General features: G+C 62.1%; 15 protein-coding genes and 1 riboswitch. Of the genes, 5 read left to right on the top strand and 10 right to left on the bottom strand.

Annotated features, from left to right (window positions below; translation table 11 throughout):
* The first annotated feature begins 12 nt into the window (after positions 1-12).
* A riboswitch (S-adenosyl-L-homocysteine riboswitch) is annotated at positions 13-90 on the top strand.
* A 20-nt stretch (positions 91-110) separates the two neighbouring features.
* From ahcY to CRO06_RS08480, 3 genes are all read left to right on the top strand, one after another.
* Complete coding sequence (gene ahcY, locus CRO06_RS08490; protein WP_097058221.1) at positions 111-1,499, top strand: adenosylhomocysteinase; 1,389 nt, start codon at positions 111-113, stop codon at positions 1,497-1,499.
* Between the two features lie 135 nt (positions 1,500-1,634).
* A complete protein-coding gene (gene metF, locus CRO06_RS08485) occupies positions 1,635-2,462 on the top strand; it encodes a methylenetetrahydrofolate reductase [NAD(P)H] (protein ID WP_026948382.1) in 828 nt (275 codons plus the stop codon).
* A 160-nt stretch (positions 2,463-2,622) separates the two neighbouring features.
* Positions 2,623-3,090, top strand: a complete 468-nt coding sequence (locus CRO06_RS08480; RefSeq protein ID WP_022997071.1) for an aminoacyl-tRNA deacylase — start codon at positions 2,623-2,625, stop codon at positions 3,088-3,090.
* Between the two features lie 35 nt (positions 3,091-3,125).
* On the opposite strand, the gene CRO06_RS08475 is transcribed toward CRO06_RS08480, so the two are convergent.
* On the bottom strand, positions 3,126-3,998 hold the full coding sequence (locus CRO06_RS08475) for a LysR family transcriptional regulator (RefSeq protein ID WP_022997072.1): 873 nt from the start codon (positions 3,996-3,998) through the stop codon (positions 3,126-3,128).
* 157 nt (positions 3,999-4,155) lie between these two features.
* Between CRO06_RS08475 and CRO06_RS08470 the strand changes: the two genes are divergently transcribed.
* Together CRO06_RS08470 and fghA are read left to right on the top strand one after the other, a co-directional pair.
* Positions 4,156-5,265, top strand: a complete 1,110-nt coding sequence (locus tag CRO06_RS08470; RefSeq protein ID WP_022997073.1) for an S-(hydroxymethyl)glutathione dehydrogenase/class III alcohol dehydrogenase — start codon at positions 4,156-4,158, stop codon at positions 5,263-5,265.
* Positions 5,266-5,325: 60 nt separating this feature from the next.
* Positions 5,326-6,177 (top strand): S-formylglutathione hydrolase, encoded by an 852-nt coding sequence (gene fghA, locus CRO06_RS08465; protein ID WP_055098916.1) that lies wholly within the window; start codon positions 5,326-5,328, stop codon positions 6,175-6,177.
* Positions 6,178-6,325: 148 nt separating this feature from the next.
* Here fghA and CRO06_RS08460 read toward each other — a convergent pair whose 3' ends face one another.
* The 9 genes from CRO06_RS08460 to CRO06_RS08420 all read right to left on the bottom strand — a co-directional run bounded on the left by CRO06_RS08460 (position 6,326) and on the right by CRO06_RS08420 (position 16,695).
* Entirely contained in the window at positions 6,326-7,675 is a 1,350-nt protein-coding gene (locus tag CRO06_RS08460) for an amidohydrolase (RefSeq protein ID WP_022997075.1), read from the bottom strand.
* A 122-nt stretch (positions 7,676-7,797) separates the two neighbouring features.
* Complete coding sequence (locus CRO06_RS08455) at positions 7,798-9,084, bottom strand: MATE family efflux transporter (RefSeq protein ID WP_022997076.1); 1,287 nt, start codon at positions 9,082-9,084, stop codon at positions 7,798-7,800.
* A gap of 273 nt (positions 9,085-9,357) precedes the next feature.
* Positions 9,358-10,614: a cytosine deaminase gene (codA, locus tag CRO06_RS08450; RefSeq protein WP_097058220.1), complete on the bottom strand. Its 1,257-nt coding sequence runs from the start codon at positions 10,612-10,614 to the stop codon at positions 9,358-9,360.
* 36 nt (positions 10,615-10,650) lie between these two features.
* Positions 10,651-11,907 (bottom strand): cytosine permease, encoded by a 1,257-nt coding sequence (gene codB, locus CRO06_RS08445; protein ID WP_022997078.1) that lies wholly within the window; start codon positions 11,905-11,907, stop codon positions 10,651-10,653.
* A gap of 59 nt (positions 11,908-11,966) precedes the next feature.
* Positions 11,967-13,082: a hypothetical protein gene (locus CRO06_RS08440; protein ID WP_022997079.1), complete on the bottom strand. Its 1,116-nt coding sequence runs from the start codon at positions 13,080-13,082 to the stop codon at positions 11,967-11,969.
* Positions 13,083-13,263: 181 nt separating this feature from the next.
* Positions 13,264-13,545 (bottom strand): pyrimidine/purine nucleoside phosphorylase, encoded by a 282-nt coding sequence (ppnP, locus tag CRO06_RS08435; RefSeq protein WP_022997080.1) that lies wholly within the window; start codon positions 13,543-13,545, stop codon positions 13,264-13,266.
* A 137-nt stretch (positions 13,546-13,682) separates the two neighbouring features.
* Positions 13,683-14,486, bottom strand: coding sequence for a DUF4397 domain-containing protein (locus tag CRO06_RS08430; RefSeq protein WP_022997081.1), 804 nt, complete (start codon positions 14,484-14,486; stop codon positions 13,683-13,685).
* Positions 14,486-15,640, bottom strand: a complete 1,155-nt coding sequence (locus tag CRO06_RS08425) for an AI-2E family transporter (protein ID WP_097058219.1) — start codon at positions 15,638-15,640, stop codon at positions 14,486-14,488. The genes CRO06_RS08430 and CRO06_RS08425 overlap by 1 nt, the downstream gene beginning before the upstream one ends.
* 86 nt (positions 15,641-15,726) lie before the next feature.
* On the bottom strand, positions 15,727-16,695 hold the full coding sequence (locus CRO06_RS08420) for a calcium/sodium antiporter (RefSeq protein ID WP_097058218.1): 969 nt from the start codon (positions 16,693-16,695) through the stop codon (positions 15,727-15,729).
* Between the last annotated feature and the right edge of the window lie 156 nt (positions 16,696-16,851).

Here is a 16,851-nt window from a genome sequence, read left to right as displayed (position 1 = left end):
GAACTCCGCCACTCCCCCGAGGGGCGCTGCAGCGGCGAGGGCCGCGAGGCTCGGGGGAACGGCGCGACATTTCAACGGCGCCCATTCGCTAACCACGAATGGAGAGAGCAATGAACGCACAACCGGAAACGTTGCAGGATTACAAGGTCGCGGATATCTCCCTGGCCCAGTGGGGCCGCGCGGAAATCGAGATCGCGGAAACCGAGATGCCGGCGCTGATGGCGATCCGCGATAAGTATCGTGCCGAGCAACCGCTGAAAGGCGCCCGCATCATCGGCTGTATTCACATGACCATTCAGACCGCGGTGTTGATCGAAACGCTGAAGGAACTGGGCGCGGAAGTGCGCTGGTCCAGCTGCAACATTTTCTCCACCCAGGATCACGCCGCCGCCGCCATCGCCGCCGCGGGTGTGCCGGTGTTCGCCTGGAAGGGCGAGACCGAGGAAGAGTACATGTGGTGTATCGAACAGACCTGCCGCGACGGTAACGGCAATCTGTGGGACGCCAACATGATTTTGGACGACGGCGGCGACCTGACCGCCTATATTCACGATACCTACCCGGAGATGCTGGATAACATCCACGGCATCACCGAGGAAACCACCACCGGCGTGCATCGTCTGTATGACATGCTCAAGAAAGGCACCCTCAAGGTACCGGCGGTGAACGTGAACGACTCCGTCACCAAGAGCAAGAACGACAACAAGTACGGTTGCCGTCACTCGCTCAACGACGCCATCAAACGCGGCACCGACCACCTGCTCTCCGGCAAGAAAGCACTGGTGGTGGGCTACGGTGACGTGGGCAAGGGCTCCGCCCAGTCCCTGCGCCAGGAAGGCATGATCGTCAAAGTGACCGAGATCGACCCGATCTGCGCCATGCAGGCCTGCATGGACGGCTTTGAAGTGGTGAGCGCTTATAAAAATGGCGTCAACGACGGCACCGCCGCCTCCATCAATACCGATCTGCTCGGCAACACCGATCTGCTGGTCACCACCACCGGTAACTTCAACGTCTGTGACGCCAACATGCTCAAGGCGCTGAAGAAAGGCGCGGTGGTGTGCAACATCGGCCATTTCGACAATGAAGTGGACACCGCCTTCATGCGCAAGACCTGGGAATGGGAAGAGGTGAAGCCCCAGGTCCACAAGGTATGGCGCGACAAAGCGAATGGCGACTTCCTGCTGCTGCTTTCCGAAGGCCGCCTGGTGAACCTGGGTAACGCCACCGGCCACCCCAGCCGGATCATGGACGGCTCCTTCGCCAACCAGGTACTGGCCCAGATGTACTTGTTCGATCAGGGCTACGCCAACCATTCCGACGCGGTAAAGGAAAAGATGCTGAAGGTGGAAGTGCTGCCCAAGCATCTCGACGAAGAAGTGGCCATGTACATGGTGCAGGGCTTTGGTGGCGTGGTGACCAGGCTGACCGCCGAACAGGCCGACTACATCGGCGTCAGCGTCGACGGCCCGTACAAGCCGGATCATTACAAGTACTAAAGGCGTCGGACGCCGAGGGCCGGACGCAAACAACAAATCGCCGTCCTTTTCTGTATGAAAAGGTCTGTATGAACAGGACCGCGATGGTTTGCGCCCGGCATCACGCGTCAGGCGCCTCGCAATGCGAGGCACCGAATGAAACGCATCAGTTTCGAGTTCTTCCCACCGAAAACGGATGAAGGACGTACCAAACTGCTGACCACACAGCAAAAGCTGCTGGCGAAGAAGCCGGCCTTTTTTTCCTGCACCTTCGGTGCCGGCGGCTCCACCCGTGACAATACCCGTGAAATGGTCGGCAAACTGCGCGAGCAGCACGCCGATACCGCGCCACACCTGAGCTGCATCGGCCAGAGCCGGGAGGAAATCCTGGAGTTGGTGCGCGGTTACCGTGACAGCGGCGTGCGCCGTATCGTCGCTCTGCGCGGCGATCTGCCCTCCGGCATGGGCTACGCGCAAAGCGAAGTGAAATACGCCGATGACCTGGTCCGCCTGATCCGCGAGGAAACCGGCGACCATTTCACTCTGGAAGTGGCCGCCTATCCGGAAATGCACCCGCAGGCGCGCAGCTTCGAGGACGACATCGCTCACTTCAAACGCAAGATCGATGCCGGTGCCAACAGCGGGCTGACCCAATACTTCTATAACGCCGACGCCTACGGCTACTACATGGACGCCCTGCGCCGCACCGGCTGCGACGCTCCGGTCTACCCGGGCATCATGCCGATCCTCAATGTGGCCAATCTGATCCGCTTTTCCGGCGTCTGTGGCGCCGACATTCCACGCTGGCTGCGCAGCAAGCTGGACGACATCAAGGACGATGAGCAGGCGGTGAAAGCCTTCGGCGAGGAAGTGGTGACGCGCTTGTGCGAGCGCCTGCTGGCCATGGGCGCGCCGGGCCTGCACTTTTACACCATGAACCAGGCCCAGGCGAGCCTGCGCATTCTGGACAATCTGGGCCTGTAATCCCGCCCCGCCCCCGGAGGCGGCTTCGGCCGCCCCTCGCGGGCTCATGCCCCGCGGTTGTATGCCGATATGCCCATATAGCCCAACGGTATTTTCCCCACCGGCCCGCCCTTCCTATTCTGGAGGAAACACGGTTTTCGCTACCGGCAGGAGGTGCATCATGGCCGTACGCGCTTTGACCGAGTTGCTCGACAGCAACCAGGTGAACTACCACTGCTATAACCATCCCCCCACCGCCACCGCGGCGCAGACCGCGCAATCCACGCACATCCCCGGTGATCACATGGCGAAAACGGTGATCGTGTCCGTGGATGGCGAGCTGGCCATGGCGGTCTTGCCCGCCAATGAGTATGTGGACCCGGACCGTCTGCGCCAGGCCCTGGGCGCCCGCCATCTGTCCCTGGCCCGGGAAGATCAGTTCAGGGACCGTTTCCCACTCTGCGAAGTGGGCGGCGAACCGCCGTTCGGCCCCCTTTACAACATGCGCGTCTTCATTGATGAAAGCCTGCTCAAGCAGGACTGGCTGGCGTTCAATGCCGGCTCCCATACGGAGGTGATCAAGATGGGCATGGGGGATTTCCTCAAATTGAGCCGACCGGAATCCATCTCCTTCGCCATGCGTCACTGAAGGAGCAGGGAGGTGCAGACAGCCAGGGAGCGGCGCTAGCGAATCCGGTTCTCGATGAGGAAATCGACGAATTGACGCACCTTGGGCGACAGGTGCCGGTGGCGGGGATAAACCACCCACACCGCGGTGTGGGCACAGGCGTATTGGTCCAATACCGACACCAGCCGCCCGGAGGCCAGATCTTCTTCCACGTAGTAATCCGGTAACTGCGCCAGCCCCAGCCCCTTGCGCACCGCGTCAAGCAACGCCAGGCCGGAGTTGGCACGCCAGCCGCCCTGGACCCGTTGGGTGCGATGCTGACCCTCCACATCGAAGGTCCAGTGATCCAGGGAACCGTGCAGGCAATTGTGCGCCGCCAGTTCCCCCAGGGTATGGGGGCGGGCGTGCCGTTCGAAATACTCCGCCGAGCCAACAATGTACTCCCGGCGGTCGCACAGGCGCCGGGCGATCAAGGACGAATCCGGCAGGGCACCGGTGCGGATCGCCACATCGAAGCCTTCATCAACGATATCCACACGGCGGTTGGTGAACTCCATATGGACTTGCAAACGGCTGTGTCGCGCGAGGAAGTCATTAACCACCGGCGCGATGTACTTCTCACCGAAGGTGGAAGCGCAGGTCAGCCGCAGCACCCCGGAAGGTTGTTGCTGATAATCACCAATCGCCGCCAGGGCCTCCTGGAAACCGTCGAATAACTGGGCGCAGTGCTCGAAATACACCGAACCCGCATCGGTGAGCTTCAAGGTCCGGGTGGTACGGTACAAGAGCTGGGTTTCCAGCTGGGTTTCCAGGCGTGCCACCAGCCGGCTGACATGGGAACTGGACACCCCCAATCGCTTGGCGGCACCGGCAAAGGACCCGCGTCGCACCACTTCCACGAACGCCTCGATACGATCCCAATGCTGCATTGTTGCTCCCAGGCAATAATCAATTGCGCCATAATGCCTTAATCCTCCCCTCGGCGCTGCACTACACTGCCAGCATCCTCTGATAATCACGGGAACGGCTGGTCCCTCCGCCAGCCCCCCCGCGAATCGTGCACCCAGCCTGGAGATGGAGAGAAACATGAAATCAAGAGCCGCCGTAGCCTGGGAAGCAGGCAAACCCCTGGTGATCGAGGAAGTGGACGTGGCCGGCCCGAAGGCCGGTGAGGTGCTGGTGAAAATTGCCGCCACCGGCGTCTGCCACACCGATGCCTACACCCTTTCCGGCACCGATCCCGAAGGTCTGTTTCCCTCCATCCTCGGCCACGAAGGCGCCGGTGTGGTGCAGGAGGTGGGCGAAGGCGTCACCGGCCTGAAACCCGGTGACCATGTCATTCCGCTGTACACCGCCGAGTGCCGCAAGTGTAAGTTCTGCCTCTCCGGCAAGACCAACCTGTGCCAAGCGGTACGTGCCACCCAGGGCCAGGGCCTGATGCCCGATGGCACCAGCCGGTTCTCCCATAAAGGCAAGATGCTGCACCACTACATGGGCACCAGCACCTTTTCCGAATACACCGTGCTGCCGGAGATTTCCCTGGCCAAGGTAAGCAAGGAAGCGCCGCTGGACAAAATCTGCCTGCTCGGCTGCGGCATCACCACCGGTATCGGCGCGGTGCTGAACACCGCCAAGGTGGAGCCCGGCTCCACTGTGGCGGTGTTCGGTCTCGGCGGCATCGGCCTGGCCGTGATCCAGGGCGCGGTGATGGCCAAGGCGGAACGTATCATCGCCATCGACATCAATCCGGAAAAAGAAGCCCTGGCCCGTCAGTTCGGCGCCACCGAGTTCGTCAACCCGAATGACCACAGCGCTTCCATCCAGGAAGTGATCGTCGAACTCACCGACGGCGGCGTGGACTACTCCTTCGAATGCATCGGTAACGTCAATGTCATGCGCTCCGCGCTGGAGTGCTGCCACAAAGGCTGGGGCGAATCGGTGGTCATCGGTGTCGCCGGCGCCGGCGAGGAAATCAGCACTCGCCCGTTCCAACTGGTCACCGGCCGCGTCTGGAAGGGCTCCGCCTTTGGCGGAGTGAAGGGCCGTACCGAGCTGCCCGGCTATGTGGAACGCTACATGAAGGGCGAAATCATGATCGATGAATTCGTCACCCACACCATGCCGCTGGACGAGATCAACACCGCCTTTGACCTGATGCATGAAGGCAAAAGCATTCGCTCGGTGATTCTCTACTAAAGTATCTGTTGGCCGGAGAGGCCCGGCGTGCCCGGCCTCTCCCACGAAGGAGGGAAAACGATGTCCGACGAGCTGGAGCTGATCTCCGCCACCAAGTCCTTCGGCGGCTGGCTGAAACGCTACAAGCATCGCAGTGAAGCGCTGTACTGCGAAATGATCTTCGCCATCTACCTGCCACCGGCGGCGGAAGAAAAATCCGTGCCTTTGCTGTGGTGGTTGTCCGGCCTCACCTGCACCGACGAAAACTTCATGCAGAAAGCCGGCGCCCAGCGCATAGCCGCGGAGCTGGGCATTGCCATCGTCTGCCCGGATACCAGCCCCCGTGGCACCGATCTCCCCGGAGAACACGATCGCTATGATTTCGGCTCCGGCGCCGGCTTCTATATCAACGCCACCGAATCCCCCTGGAACCGGCACTACCATATGTACGACTACGTTACCGGGGAGCTGCCGGCGCTGCTGGAAGCGCACTTCCCCCTGAATGGCAAGGCGGCCATCAGCGGCCACTCCATGGGCGGGCATGGCGCTTTGATCTGCGCCCTCAAGAACCCGGGGCGTTACACTTCGGTGTCCGCGTTCGCCCCGATCTGCAACCCGAGCCAGTGTCCCTGGGGCGAGTCCGCGTTCAGCGGATATTTAGGTAAGGATCAGACCAACTGGCGGGAATGGGATGCCTGTGAACTGGTAAAAAGCCGTGGCAGCAATCTGGCGTTGATGGTTGATCAGGGGGACGCCGATAATTTCTACCAGGACGGACAGCTGCGGCCGGAAGCCTTACAGGCCGCCTGCAAGGAAGCGGAAGTGCCGCTGACATTGCGCATGCAACCCGGTTACGACCATTCCTATTTCTTCATCGCCAGCTTTATCGACGACCATTTGCGCTATCACGCGCATCATCTGCGCAGCGCCTGAAGGGTCAAACAGGATCGCGGCTCGTGAGCCACGCCACGAAGCCACTGTAGGAGCTTGCCTGCAAGCGAATCGGCTTTCGACCCAAACAATTCGCTTGCAGGCAAGCTCCTACAGCAGCGCCCTAGTGGGGTTTGGCTGACCCGCGGTATCAGCCCTTCGGCTTCAACGAATCCAGCAGCAGCATGCTGCCGGCTTTCACCGCGGTGGTGATCGCCAGCGCCGGGTTCTTGATCTCGAACTTCGGGTTATGGTTCAGCGGTGGCAGCTTACCGGTTTCCATGTAGACCTTGGTCACGTCCGGAGCGCCCCCGCCCACTTCCATGAACAGCGTCTTGGTATTCTCCAGACCGGATACCAGCAGCGGAAAATCCTCGGACCCCATTACCGGCGGGAAGCCCGGCATCAGCGCCTTCTCACCCAACACCGAGGCCAGCACCGGCTTGGCCCAGTCCACCAAGGCTTCATCGTTATAGACCGGCTCGGCGTACCCTTTCATGGTGTATTCCGGCATACGGTCCTCGGGGACTCCGGCAGCCTTGGCCAGACCGTTGGTTTCCCGTTTGATCGCGCTGATCAGTTGTTCGCGCACCGGCTTCTCGTACCAGCGCAGGTTCAGCTTGAGCACGCCGTTATCCGGAATCACGTTGTTGGCCTCACCGATCTGAACACTGCCCACGGTCAACACCGCCGGCTGTTGCGGATCCACATTACGGCTGACAATGGTCTGGTAGGCCATCACCGAACGAGCTCCCAGCACCACCGGATCAACAGTGTGCTGCGGCGAGGAGCCGTGGCCGCCGACGCCATGCAGGGTCACATCCAGAGCATCTGAGCCAGCCATGCGGCGGCCAGCGCGCACCGCCACCGTGCCCGATGCCCAGATCGGGAAGACGTGGGCGGCGATCAGCAATTCCGGCTCAGGCACCTTGTCGTAAAGCCCGTCGTCCACCATGGCCTGGGCGCCTTCGATCAACTCTTCCGCCGGTTGCGCCACCAGCACCAGGGTGCCGGACCAGTCCTTGCGGGTTTCCTTCATCACCTTGGCGATCCCCAACAACCAGCTGACATGACTGTCATGGCCACAGGCGTGCATGACATAGGTCTGGCTGCCGTCGGGCAGGGTCACCTGCTTGTCGCTGGCATAAGGCAGATCGGTGTCTTCCTTCACCGGCAGCGCATCCATATCGCTGCGGAACATGACCACCGGACCGTCACCGTTCTCGAGCACCGCGGCGATGCCGGTACCGCCGATACCGGTGTGCACCTTATACCCAAGCTTGTTGAGGCGCTTGGCCACCATGGCGGCGGTCTCGGTTTCATGGAACCCCAGTTCCGGATTGGCATGCAGATGCTTGAAGGTCTTTTCCAGGTCGCCGCTCTGGGCTTCGGCCAGCTGCTGCACCCGTTCCACCAGACCGGTATCGGCGGCATGAACAGCAGTGCCCGCCAACAGCACGGCGGCGGCCAGAGGGGCTCGGATCGCGGATCTCAGGTTCATGGTCTCTCCTTGTGCACTTTCTTATGTTCTTGTGATACGCCAACAGGCATCCGAACACTTTTCCCCATACCGGCGGGCCTGCCAAGTGCAAAAGACGACGAATTTTTGAAGAAAGCCGGACTTCAGGCCTCAGACGTCCGGCCGACAAGCTTCGGCGCCACCGCGCCCCGGTACATTCGCCAGGCCATCACCCCAGCCAATCCATTGCCCAGGGCCGCCCCCAGCGCGAGGCCAGTGAAACCGGCCAGCACCGATCCCAACCACAGCAGGGGGAGATAACAGGCGAACAGGCGCAGGAACGAGATCCCCATGGCCCGCCAGGGCCAGCCCAGGGCGTTGCTGGCCGAAACCACCAGCATACAGACCCCCAGCAGGCCATAACTGGGCGGCAGGACACGAATCAGGACAGTAAGGGTGTCCCGCACTTCCCCGCTGGCCACCAGTGCCGACGCCAATGGCCGTGCCGCCAGGGCGAAGACCACGCCCAGCGCCAGCTGCCAGAACAGCACCATGCGCGCCGCGCTGGCCATCAGCCGCTCCACCTCGGCCCAGTTGCCGGCACCGTAACAACGGCCCAGCCAGGGCGGCAACGCCATGGTCATACCCAGCACCAGGACGATGGAAAAGCTCTCCAGACGGCTGGTCAGCCCCCACGCCGCCACCGCGCTTTCGCCGAGGCGCGCCACCAGGCCGGTGGCCAGCATCGAGGCCAGCGGCGGCATTAACTGGCTGATCATGGCCGGGCCGGCGATATGGGCGAACGGCAGCGCCGAGGCACGCGCTTCCCGCCAGGCCCCCACCCGCTCCAGCCAGCCACGGCCGCGCAGCGCCCAGGCCACCACCAGCACACCGCAGCCAAACGCCAGCAAAGACGCCCAGGCGGCGCCGATAAGCCCCAGCCCCGGCCAGGGGCCGATGCCGAAGATCAGTAACGGGTCCAGACACAGGTTGATCAGGCTGGTGAGCACCATCATGGTGCCGGGAAAACGGGTATTACCGTGCGCCCGGAACAGACTGTAGCCAAAGTACGCCAGGGCGCCCAGCCAGGACGCCACCACCTGCACGGTCCAGAATGGCCGGATCAGCTCACGAATCGACTCACTGGCGCCGAGCAGAGAGAAAGCCGGTTCCTGCACCAGCCACAGCAGCGCCAGTAACAACGCCATCAGCCCACCACCGCCGGCCAGCACCAGCAATCCCAGGCGCCCGGCCCGATGTGATTCGCCCGCGCCGATGGCACGGGAGATCAGCGCGGCGATGGCGATGCCCACGCCGACCTGCACGCCAATGCTGAGAAACACCAGCGGGAAGGTAAACGACTGCGCCGCCAGCGGCTCGGTGCCCAGGCGGGCAACGAAAACGCTGTCCACCAGATTGAACCCCAGCAGCGACATCACGCCCAGGGTCATCGGCCAGGTTTGCCGCCATATTTGGCGTGTCAGAGACTGTGATTGCACGAATCGGTCAAGGGTTGAGAGTCAGGTTGTCGCTGTTGATCAGCCCTTCCCACGGGAGGGGCTACGAAGCCACTGTGGGAGCTTGCCCGCAAGCGAATTCTTCAGAAGCGAGTCCAATTCGCTTGCGGGCAAGCTCCCACAGCGGCCTTGTAGTTGCCTTTGTCGTGTGCGTGCCAGCGAATCGCGGAAGCGGTGAGCAAGAGTAGCACAGATTCCCGGCGCGGATTATTCCGCGCCGGGCAGATAGGCGGGCGTCAGCAGGCGGGAAGGTTCGCGCTCCATGATCACTTTGCCGCCGCGCACCGAGAGCAGCACCTCGCCCTGACGCCGCAGCACCGAATAGTCGTCTTCGCCATCGAGCAGAATGAAATTACCCGGCTTACCCACGGCGATGCCGTAGCGGTCATGGATGTTCAGGGTTCGCGCGCTGTTGTCGGTGATCAGGTCCAACGCCCGGCTGAAGTCCTGATAGCCCATCATGTGGCAGATGTGCAGCCCGAAATCCAGCGTTCGCAGCAAACTGCCGTTGCCGAGGGAATACCAGGGGTCAAAAATGGAGTCCTCGCCGAAGCACACATTGATGCCCGCCGCGTTCAGTTCTTTCACCCGGGTCAGGCCGCGCCGTTTCGGATAATTATCAAAACGCCCCTGCAAATGCAGGCTCTCGGTGGGACAGGAAATGAAGTTGATGCCGGACTGCCTGAGCAACCGGAACAGCTTGGAGCAATAGGCGTTGTCATAGGAATGCATGGCGGTGGTGTGGCTGGCGGTGACACGCCCGCCGAGCCCGTTGAACAGCGCCTCGCTGGCCAGCACTTCCAGGAAACGGGAATTGGGATCGTCGATCTCGTCGCAGTGAACGTCCACCAGCCGGTCATAACGGATCGCCAGTTCGATGACTTTCTTCATCGAGGCGTTGCCCAGCTCCTGGGTGAACTCGAAATGGGGAATGCCGCCGACCACGTCGGCGCCGATTTCCAGCGCCTGCTCCATGCGCTCCAACCCACCCGGGCTGGACAGAAGCCCCTCCTGGGGAAACGCCACCACCTGCAGGTCGATATAATCCTTCAATTCATCGCGTAGTTCGCACAACGCCCGCAGCGCCACCAGGTCCGGATCGGTGGTGTCGGCGTGGGTGCGGATGTGCTGCACACCCCGTCCCACCAGCAGTTCCATGGTGCGTAGCGCGCGCTGGCGCACGTCCTCGTTGCTGAGCATGGGGCGCCGTTCGCTCCAGCGCTCGATGCCTTCGAACAGGGTGCCGCTCTGGTTCCAGGCCGGTTCACCGGCGGTAAAGGCCGCGTCCAAATGGATGTGCGGTTCCACCAGAGGCGCACAGGCCAACCGTCCCTGACCATCCCGCTGCCCCTGTGCCGCCGCCACCGAACCCGGCTGGCGCTCGATGGCGGCGAAGCGCCCCTCCTCGATACGCAAAGTGTACAGATCAGGTTGCTGACGCAGACGGACGTTGACGATTTCCATGATCACTCCAAAAACGGGCTCAAGGCTGAAAAAAGCTCACGATTGCTCCGGGACGCCCTCCGCCGCTGGAAACAGGCGGGAAATCAGGGCATGGGCCAGGAAGGCCACCCCCACCCCGACCACCGGCGGCAATACCGGCGAGCTCCAGGCCGCCAGGGCGCCGAGAGCGTAGGCGCCCAGACCAGACCATTGGAAAGCCGGCAATACCGTACCCTCCAGAGAAGGGTATTGGCCGCGGAAACGCACCCAGAAGTCGGCCATGATCACCCCGCCCAGCGGCGGAATGAAGGTGCCGAGCAGGATCAGGAACGGCACCAGCAGATCGTACATGCCGAACACCGCCAGCAGCGTACCAATACCGGCCCCGGCGACGGTTACCACACGACGCCGGTCGGTGCGCAGCAGATTGCAGCCGGCCACCGAGAAGTTATAGATGGTATTGTCCTGAGTGGTCCAGATGTTCAGGAACAGCATCAACAGCGCCAGCACCACGAAGCCCTGGGTAATCATCACGTCGACGATATCGGCCTGCTGGTAAATCAGCGTGCCCATGGCGCCGACCAGCACCATCAAACCGTTGCCGAGGAAGAACGCCGCCAGGGTGGCGATCACCGCGATACGGCCATTGCGGGCAAAGCGGCTCCAGTTGGTCGCCATGGTACCGCCACTGACAAAAGTGCCAATCACTACCGTGATGGCGGCGGCAAAGCCCATATCACCGCCGCCGGCGCGAGCGCTCAGCGCCTCGAATCCGCCCACATCGACCACGCCCCGGTAGAGGCTGACACCGATGAACAGCAGCATGGCCGGCACCGCGAACCGGGACAGCCAGTCCAGCCCGCGATACCCCACCATGGCGGTGACACAAAAACCAAAGCCGAACACCACCATCAACGGCAACTCCAGCCATTGCGGCAGCGGCGTCATCTTCACCAGAGCAATGGCGATGGTGGCGGTACCCCAGGCGTACCAGCCGATCTGGGTAAAGCCCAGCAAGCAGTCAGACAGCTTGCTGCCCTTCTCCCCGAAACAGTAGCGCCCCATCAGCACGGTGTTCAGTCCGCTGCGGCAGGCAATATAGGCCAGCGCGGCGGCGTAGGCTCCCAGCAGCAGGTTGCCCACCAGGATCACCATGAGCAGTTCAGGGAACGAGAACGCGGTCCCCAGGTTGCCGCCGGCCCACATGGTGGCGGTGAAGAACGTGAAGCCGAGCAGCACCACCGAGGTGGACAGCAACCCCTTACGCTGGTCCTCGGGAACAGCGCTCAGCGGGTAATCATCGGATGAGGACATGACAAACTCCGTGACTATGAGGAAAACACGGAGCCTGGCCGTGCAACCTGCGGGCCAAATCAGTTCGCGGGCCGGCGGCCCAGCAGAGGATGCAGGCGATCGGCGCAACGACCGCTCTCCACCAGTTGCAAAAATTCATCTCCCAGGCGCCGGCTTTCATCGATGGCCATGCGCCAATAGCGTTCACGGCCGGCGTCATCATCGAGATAACGCTTGAAGTCGGTGCGATCCGGCAGCTTGCCATGCGGCAGGCTGGCCAGATACTGCGGTGACGGCGACACCAATACGGTGCGGGACAAACGCCCGGGGTCGCCATTGCGCCAGCGCAGCGGCTTGTCGAACCAGCCGGGAATCACCCGGTCGGTGAAATGCGGATACAACACCAGCCCTTCCGTGCGGTACGGCAAGTCCAGATGGTAATCGAGCATGCCGCCATCCCGGTAGACGCCTGGCGGGGCCCCGGGAATATCCCGCACCCCTTCCAGCACCATGGGAATGGCGGCGCTGGCCAGCAGGGCGGCACGCAGGTTGTCGGCGGTCAATGGCACATGGTGGGTGGCGAAATCCGCCAGCGGCGCCAACGGCAGGTTGTCCTGGCCACCGGTGTAGACCAGGCCACGCTCCATGAAAGCACCCAGCGCCCGGCGGCTCAGTAAATTACCGCCAATCACTCCGGCCAGTCCCAACCCCAACCCCAGGCCGCCGTCCCGCGTCATCAGGCCACGGCTGCGGATCACCACCACCACCAAACGATAGTCCGGGTTGTCGAGGATGGTGTGGTCCTGCTCATCAAGCAGCTCGGAGAGCATGGCGGCACAACGGCGAGTGACCTCGTGGGCGGTAATGCCTTTGGGGAAACGCTGGCGGGTATACAGCTCCGCCAGCCGCGCCAGCGCCCCGGAGCGCGCGGCGCCATCCTTGCCACTGGCCACGGCGGCGAAGCGCCAGCTGCCGATGGAGGCCCCGATCAAGGTGCGCCGGCGCGGCGCCCGCGACAAAAAGTCGCCGAAAATAGCCTGATCCAGACCAGCAATCCCGATTCCCTTGGGCCCGCCGGCGGCACCGGGCAGCACCTCGATGTCTTCCGCGCGCAGCCCATGCTCGCGGATGTGCGCGATGGCCTCATCACCGGCACGAAGGATCAGGGCCGGTTCGCGGGTATGGATAGCGGGCACCGTCAACTCCTGGCGTTGGAAAGCAGGGAATACTAATCAGAATGGGGAGGTGGGGCAAAAGTGGGGGAGCATGGGGCGAGCACTTCCACACGCCGATTCGCTGCCAAGGCAGCTTCCCACAGCGGCTCCGTAGTATCCCTCCGTGGGAAGCTGCCTTGCCAGCGAATACCGCGTTTTTCGATCAGCCGTACAGGCACAGATAAGCGGTATCCACCGCCACTTTCACCTGGAAGCGCTGATCGGCCTCCACTTCGAAGGTCTCGCCGGCGGCGTAGGTGCGCCAGTCCTCCGCGCCCGGCAGTTGCACGGTAAGGGCACCGCTGACCACGGTCATGGTTTCATGCTGGCTGGTGCCGAATTCATAGTCGCCCGGGGCCATGACGCCGACGGTGGCGGGCTTATCCTCGGTCTGGAAGGCAATGGACGCCACCTTGGCATCGAAATACTCGTTAACCTTGAACATCGACGGTCTCCACGGAACGGGATGGGAACAGGATCAAAGGAGCGCGAGTATATACCGGAGCCGGGCGGGCGCCATAGCGGGCGAGTAGTGTGGCGGGGCTTGCGCCCGCGGCGATCACCACGGGCGAATCAGGTCAATCAGTCGCGTTCATGAGGATGGCAATAAATAACCAGTCCGTCCTCCGCCTCCCCCTCGGTCAACGGCGGGTTCAGAGGATCGCTCGCCGCCAGGATCACATCGTAGGCGCGCCCGCCGCTCAATGAACAGTCCACCCGAGCCAGGACGCGCTCAGGGGAATAGCCATTGCTGACCACCACCAGATTAAGGCCTCCGGCATTGGTGGTCTGATAGCCGGAATCCTCGCCACGATCCAGGTCGGAAGCGAAGTAGTTGCCGGAACCGGCATCGTTATAGCGCAGATCAAAGGAGAAGGCGCCGACATTGTCCGGGTCCACCGTGTTGATCACCCGGAAACGGGACGAACCGGATTCCACATCACTTTGATCCTGCTGGATCACCAGCGCGTCGGTGTTACCCGTGGAGGTATCACCGTAAGACACCGCCGTGTAGCGGGTGTCATTGGCCAGGCGCAGGCGCTCACGGAAAAGCTGCCCTCCGTTGGGATTAACGCCTTCAAATGACACGCTGTTGTCTTCATTGTCGTTGGTATCATCGATACGCACGGACAATTCCGGGCCTTCGCTTTCCCGTGAGTAGCCGATCCCAGTGGCGCTGTCGCTCTCGTCTTCGTTTTCCAGTGTGATATTCGCGGTCAGATTGTTCTCATCCGCCGCACCCTGACTGGTAATTTGATTGTAATAGTGAATCGTGGCCTCGGACCGGAAGCGGCCGCCGCCATCACCATCCTCGTCCTCGCAACCGGACATGGTCATGGCCATCAAAAAAGGCAGCAGCATGGGCAGCAGCAGGAATTTCATCATTATCCCTCGTTATTACCGTTGTCGTCCTTATTTCCCCCCGGAATCCGGACTTCGGTTTCCGGCACCGATTGTTCCTCAGTGGACCCGTCCGTGGCGGCCAGGTTCCCGGCCGGCTCCACATTGAACTCCTGAATGAAGATTTGCCAGAATGAGACGAACAGCCCCGCCAGCAACGGCCCCAAGGCGAAACCGGTGATGCCGAAAAGGGTCAATCCACCCAGGGTGGAAAACAGCACCAGATAGTCAGGCAGCTTGGTGTCCCGGCCCACCAGGACCGGGCGCAACAGATTATCCACCAGTCCGATGACGAATACACCGAACAACACCAGAATCAGCGCCTCGGTGACGTCTCCGACGGCGTACATATAAAGCGCCACGGGCACCCAGACCAGACTGGCCCCCAGGGCCGGAATCAACGACAGCAGCGCCATCACCACCGCCCACAACACCGCCGCCGGCATACCCAGGATCCAGAAGATCAGGCCCCCCAGTGCCCCCTGTATCACCGCGATAACCAGGTTGCCCTTCACCGTGGCGCGAGTCACTTCGGCGAACTTACTGAAAATCATCCGCTCCCGGTCATCGCCCAGCGGCAACGCCCGGATCAACAGGTTCACCAGAGCGGGGCCGTCACGCAGCAGGAAGAAGGTGAGATACAACATCAGGCCGAGATTGACGAAGAACTGGAACGTATTCTGCCCCACATCCAGCGCCCGCTTGGCCAGGAACTGGCCGGCGGCCTTCAGGCCCGACATCAACTGCGCGCCCAGATCGGAGAAATCCACCCCCAGACGTTGCAACCAGTAATGGGCGGAAGGGAAGGCCATCTCCAGTTTTTGCAGATAGCTGGCCGGATCAAATTCCCCCTGTTGCACGCGGTCATACACCGCCAGCCCTTCCCGGATGAAGGAGGCCGCCACCACCAGCACCGGGATGACCACCACCACGATGCTCAACAGCAAGGTGATCATGGCGGCCAGATTGCGCCGCCCCGGCCAGCGCGCCAACAGACGGCGCTGCATCGGAAAAAAGATCAGTGCCACCGCGAAGGCCCAGAACACCGGCGCATAAAAAGGGCGCAGCAGCAACAAGAAGGCCACCGTCACCAGAATCAGAAAAGCCAGAAAAGACTGCTGCTCCAGACGCTCACGCATTCCATTGTCCTCTTTTCGCCGTGGCTTTCACGGCCGGGCGCCCCCCGGCGGCCCACCTTCTTTTGCTCGCCGCCATCGTCACCGCGTCAAGGCACCATGGTGGTCACAAGATAACCGGTGTAGGCCAGATAAATAACCAGCAATACCGAGCCTTCCAAGCGATTGATTCGCCCCCGGCCACGGAAGCCATACCCGAACACGAACAGCAGCAGGGTCAGGCCGGTCATCACCGCCCAGTCCCGATAAAGCACCGCCGGTTCCACCGCCACCGGATGGATCGCGCCGGCGATCCCCACCACCGCCAGGGTATTGAACAGGTTGGAGCCTAGCACATTGCCCAGCGCCAGATCGTGCTCGTTTTTGCGGATGGCCACCAGGCTGGAGGCCAGTTCCGGCAGGGAGGTGCCGATGGCGACCACGGTCAGACCGATGATCAGGTCACTGACCCCCAGCGCCTGGGAAATTTCCACCGCGCCCCAGACCAGAATACGGGAGCTGACCACCAGCAAGGCCAGCCCCAGCAGCATCCAGAACAGAGCCCGTCCCTTGCTCATCGGATGGGCGAACGCCTCCTGGTCCACATCTCCACCCAGAGGGTCGCCTTCTCCCCGCATGCCCTGATAGATGGACCACCCCATCAGCGCCGCGAAGACCAGCAGCAACACCACCGCGTCCATGCGGCTGACCAGATCGTCATGGATCAGCGCCGCGGACAGCAGAGTGATCACCAGCAGTATGGGCAGTTCTTTGCGCAGCACAGAGGAATGCACGGCGATCGGACTGATCGCCGCCACCAGGCCGAGGATCAAAGCGATATTGGTGATGTTGGAGCCGTAGGCGTTACCCAATGCCAACCCCGGATTGCCATCCGCGGCGGCCAGGGCGGATACCACCATTTCCGGCGCCGAGGTGCCAAAACCGATCACCACCATGCCGATCAGCAAGGACGGCATGCCCGCGTAACGGGCCGTGGTGGCGGCGCCATCAACAAACCGGTCAGCACTCCAGACAAGAACAATCAGGCCGGCAACCACTGCCGCCACGGCAAGCCACATATACTTTCCTCAGTGTTTTTGAAACCTCGCGCTCCCTTCTTCCATGAAGAGGACCGCTGCTATTCGCAATTCGCTGGCACGCCGCAGTTCCGGGTCACCACGAAGCCGCTGTGGGAGCTTGCCTGCAAGCGAATTTTTTCGGGCTTCAGTGCCCAT

It is taken from the genome of Alloalcanivorax xenomutans, from assembly GCF_900217905.1.
Lineage (GTDB): Bacteria > Pseudomonadota > Gammaproteobacteria > Pseudomonadales > Alcanivoracaceae > Alloalcanivorax > Alloalcanivorax xenomutans.
This window is presented reverse-complemented; position numbering and strand designations above follow the sequence as displayed.

Coding starts and splice junctions, on each gene's coding strand:
- metF (WP_026948382.1), top strand. CDS start 1,635: ATGAAACGCATCAGTTTCGAGTTCTTCCCACCGAAAACGGATGAAGGA.
- ppnP (WP_022997080.1), bottom strand. CDS start 13,545: ATGTTCAAGGTTAACGAGTATTTCGATGCCAAGGTGGCGTCCATTGCC.
- fghA (WP_055098916.1), top strand. CDS start 5,326: ATGTCCGACGAGCTGGAGCTGATCTCCGCCACCAAGTCCTTCGGCGGC.
- codB (WP_022997078.1), bottom strand. CDS start 11,907: ATGTCCTCATCCGATGATTACCCGCTGAGCGCTGTTCCCGAGGACCAG.
- CRO06_RS08420 (WP_097058218.1), bottom strand. CDS start 16,695: ATGTGGCTTGCCGTGGCGGCAGTGGTTGCCGGCCTGATTGTTCTTGTC.
- CRO06_RS08475 (WP_022997072.1), bottom strand. CDS start 3,998: ATGCAGCATTGGGATCGTATCGAGGCGTTCGTGGAAGTGGTGCGACGC.
- CRO06_RS08480 (WP_022997071.1), top strand. CDS start 2,623: ATGGCCGTACGCGCTTTGACCGAGTTGCTCGACAGCAACCAGGTGAAC.
- ahcY (WP_097058221.1), top strand. CDS start 111: ATGAACGCACAACCGGAAACGTTGCAGGATTACAAGGTCGCGGATATC.
- CRO06_RS08430 (WP_022997081.1), bottom strand. CDS start 14,486: ATGATGAAATTCCTGCTGCTGCCCATGCTGCTGCCTTTTTTGATGGCC.
- CRO06_RS08455 (WP_022997076.1), bottom strand. CDS start 9,084: ATGACCCTGGGCGTGATGTCGCTGCTGGGGTTCAATCTGGTGGACAGC.
- CRO06_RS08425 (WP_097058219.1), bottom strand. CDS start 15,640: ATGCGTGAGCGTCTGGAGCAGCAGTCTTTTCTGGCTTTTCTGATTCTG.
- codA (WP_097058220.1), bottom strand. CDS start 10,614: ATGGAAATCGTCAACGTCCGTCTGCGTCAGCAACCTGATCTGTACACT.
- CRO06_RS08470 (WP_022997073.1), top strand. CDS start 4,156: ATGAAATCAAGAGCCGCCGTAGCCTGGGAAGCAGGCAAACCCCTGGTG.
- CRO06_RS08460 (WP_022997075.1), bottom strand. CDS start 7,675: ATGAACCTGAGATCCGCGATCCGAGCCCCTCTGGCCGCCGCCGTGCTG.